Consider the following 3,309-nt stretch of genomic DNA (forward strand, 5'->3'; position numbering starts at 1 on the left):
GTAACGCCGCCTGAGGCTTTCCAAAAGTCGGTACGGATAGTTTTTCGGAACGCATTCAAAGTCCTCCCTAGGACGAATCATCGGGAAGATGATCCTGAACCTAGCAGATGCAAATCTGGGGCCAAAAGAAGAAGCACTTCAGAATCCGTTTCTTAAAAGAGTGGGAGATGCCAGAACTTCGAAACTGTAAAATCAGCCGACTGCCTGATCTACGTTTGATAGCGACATCTTATCATGACAATTTTATCTTTATATTTTGCATCCGGAAATATTTCTTTGATCCAGCACTTCAATTTCGGCGTGATGCTGGCCTGAGTGTGCGGCGGAAATGGTAGTCTGACGATCCTGCGCATCCTGTGCATTTGCCGCTGGCTTCTATTTGGACGCGCACTGCCAATGGCGGGCGATGGACGGCCACCTCGGTGCGGAACTTGCTGGGGCGTCAGAGGCTGATCCCCCAGCAGCGCCGCGGCGCAGCTCCGCCAGCTCGGCCCGTAGCTCGCGCATTGCGGCGGTGCGCAGCCCAGTGATGCGCGGTTGGCGCAGCCGTTGAAGGCCTTCGGCGGTGCGCGGGCCGGTGCTGGCGCCGCCGTGCATCCGGCAGCGGCCGTTGGCCATCCCTGGCACGCGGCACCGCGTGCCTGCCTTCGTCCGGAGCGCCACGGCGGGGCGCCGCGTCGGTTCCTGAAGTAAACCCGTGGCACAAGTGACCGTACCTGTTGAGGAACCGTGCCCAGCATTGGCGGCTTTTCGGACGCGCTTGCACATGCGCGCCCCATTGTTCCTGAGGCTCAGCTGGCCGCAGGCATTGGTTCGAGCAGCGTCGGGTCATCGTCGCCGGTGCCGGTGACGTTCATCCGCTTCGACACTGGCCATTCCCGCAGCGCGCTGGCAGGCGCCGGGCCCAGCGCCTCCGCCCCAAGCGTCCCGTCCAGCCAGCCGGTGAAATCCTGCGGGCCCAGCAGCACGGGCATGCGGTCGTGGTAGGCCTCCATCCAGGCGCTGGCGCCCGACACGATCATCGTGCAGCTCAGCACCTCCTCCGCCGCGGCTTGGTCTCGCCAGCGGTCCCACAGGCCGGCAAAGGCCAGAACAGGCGCGCCGTCAGCGGCGGTGAACAGGTGCGGCTGGCGGTCCTTCTTCACGCCGGTCCATTCGTAGAAGCCGGACGCCGGGATGATGCAGCGGCGCCGCTTGAAGGCGTCGCGGAACATCGGCTTCTCCGCCACCGTCTCGGCACGGGCGTTGAAGGTCGACGGCACCTCCTTCGCGGACTTCTTCCACCAGGCCGGGATCAGGCCCCAGCGCATCGAGGCGAACTCGCGGCCGTCCTCTCCGGCGCGCACCACGTCGATGCTGGTCGTCGGCGCGATGTTGTGGCGGGGGCGGAGGTTGGGCGGTGACCCGATCAGGTCGAGCAGCGCGTGGAGTTCCGCCCAGGTGTAACGCTGCGTGAAGCGGCCGCACATCGTGAGATGCTCCTCAGTCCTGCGCTCAGCCGCAGCCTGGGCCCGCCCGGGCTGCGCCAATTACCCGTCCCTCACGGAGATCGTAGCTGGTGGTGCAGCTCGCCAGGCCGCCGCCGCCGAAGCCCAGGCCAAGGCCAGTGCCGAGGCCTGTCCCCCTACGGCCCCCGCCGGAAAAGCCGCCAACGCCAAACCCGATCGAGGGCGTCACCGAAGGGCCGGAAGAACCCGCCCTGTCATAGGACAGTACCCGCCGGCCATCCTGCTCATAAACTCGGTCAGGCACGCCAAGGTTAGTAACCAGCGCGGCCTCGGAGCTCCCGATCCATGCGGTAGGGTCCGGCTGAGCCGGACCGGCGCAGGCAGCCGGCAGCAGGAGAAGCAGAGGAATGAGCTTGCGCATCACAGGACCGTATCGTTGCCAGCAACTCAACGCGCCAAGCCGGCTCCGAGATGCCTAAGCTGCTCCGTGGAGCAGGATCCAGGCCGGAAGCGCGGGCTGAAGATGCTGCGGCAGACGCCGAGGAATTCCTTACCCTGAGGGGTGACTTAGCCTGCAGCGGCTCATTTCGAAAGCAGGAATGTCGGAAGCCGATTTTGTCGGGCCATAGCCAGGCATAATCCGGGTCTGCCCTGGTCAAGGGCTGGCCTCGCGCGCGGGGGGGCAGGCGCGCGGCGCCGCTCGAGCTAGCACTGCATGGCAACGTGCGCTTGTCGGACACGATTCCGGCCGCTGCCTCGACTACCCACAATCGGCCTGCGACCATCGGATGGCCGATTGGCCGGTGTCGCAGGTCAGGCGATACGTTGAAGGTTCCTATTGGTTAACTCGTTCTCGATGTTTCCAGTGTTCAGGATCGTGTTCGGCTCGAGTAGCATGACATGGCACTCGTCGGTGAGTGCTTCGGGCCGATGTTCGACGAGGTGAGGCACGATGATAAATTCACCGGGCCCAAGGTCCACGAAGTGGTCCCGAAAGCCCATGCGCATACACCCTTCGACGACGAGGAACAGTTCGTCTTCTCGTTCGTGGTGGTGCCAGTCAAACGCTCCTTTGAACTTGGCTAATTTAACCTGGAAGTCCCCGACGTCGCCGGCGATCTTGGGGCTCCAATAGTCCGAAAATGTGGAGAAAGCCTCAGCTAGGTTCACCTTCTTCACGGCAGTGCTCCTCGATGACGTAGCGGGCGTGCCACGCGCTGCATCGAAACTTAAACGGCAACGACCGACTGCGTCACGCTTGATCATTTACCACCCACAAGCCGTGTTGGCACGCGTGAGCGGGTAGGGCGCGCCGAGAGCGAGGCCCCTGGCTATGCGGGAAGCTTTGCGGCTGGCGGAGGCACATGCTGCGGCGCTGCTGGACGATGCGGCTCGCGATCGGGCCAGGGCGCATGCGATGCTTCAGGCTGAGGTGCTGATCGAGCGCTGGAGGTGCTACTACAACTCGACGTTTGGACGCCCACAGGACCACGGAGCGGATGCTGTTGTATCCGTGGCACCCCTGGGGGGGTCGCCTGGTCCACGTCCACGACTTGGCGGAGAGAGGCGGCGCCCCCGTCCTGCGGTGCAGCCTCGATGGGAGCGCCGGCCGATGTCTTGAGGTGCCGGCCTGGATGTTCGAGCAGGCAGCCTGTGTGCCGCTGGTTGTCGCTTCGTGGCCGCGGGTCAACGTCATGGCGCTACTCGCCCTGCGGCGATTGTTGAACGAGCTGCTCCGTCACGGGGCGGCAGATGATGCAGTGGCCGCGGCAGACTCCTCCGATCAGAATCGGGGAGATGTCCATGCGACACCGTCGAGGCCCCCGCCGGACGAGGCCGGCACACCGCTTCCTGCAATCCA

4 protein-coding genes are annotated in these 3,309 nt (G+C 64.2%); 1 reads left to right on the forward strand and 3 read right to left on the reverse strand.

Going from position 1 to position 3,309, the window contains the following annotated elements:
• Window positions 1-375 precede the first annotated feature (375 nt).
• The 3 genes from ACFHPP_RS30660 to ACFHPP_RS30670 all read right to left on the reverse strand — a co-directional run bounded on the left by ACFHPP_RS30660 (window position 376) and on the right by ACFHPP_RS30670 (window position 2,627).
• On the reverse strand, window positions 376-768 hold the full coding sequence (locus ACFHPP_RS30660) for an HGGxSTG domain-containing protein (RefSeq protein ID WP_437167017.1): 393 nt from the start codon (window positions 766-768) through the stop codon (window positions 376-378).
• Window positions 769-791: 23 nt separating this feature from the next.
• Window positions 792-1,469, reverse strand: coding sequence for an SOS response-associated peptidase (locus tag ACFHPP_RS30665; RefSeq protein ID WP_437167018.1), 678 nt, complete (start codon window positions 1,467-1,469; stop codon window positions 792-794).
• 792 nt (window positions 1,470-2,261) lie between these two features.
• Window positions 2,262-2,627: a cupin domain-containing protein gene (locus ACFHPP_RS30670; RefSeq protein ID WP_437167019.1), complete on the reverse strand. Its 366-nt coding sequence runs from the start codon at window positions 2,625-2,627 to the stop codon at window positions 2,262-2,264.
• A 455-nt stretch (window positions 2,628-3,082) separates the two neighbouring features.
• On the opposite strand from ACFHPP_RS30670, the gene ACFHPP_RS30675 reads away from it, so the two are divergent.
• On the forward strand, window positions 3,083-3,309 hold a 227-nt coding region (locus tag ACFHPP_RS30675), incomplete at its 3' end, for a hypothetical protein (RefSeq protein ID WP_437167020.1).

This window comes from Falsiroseomonas sp. E2-1-a20, assembly GCF_051433195.1.
Classification (GTDB): Bacteria; Pseudomonadota; Alphaproteobacteria; order Acetobacterales; family Acetobacteraceae; genus Falsiroseomonas.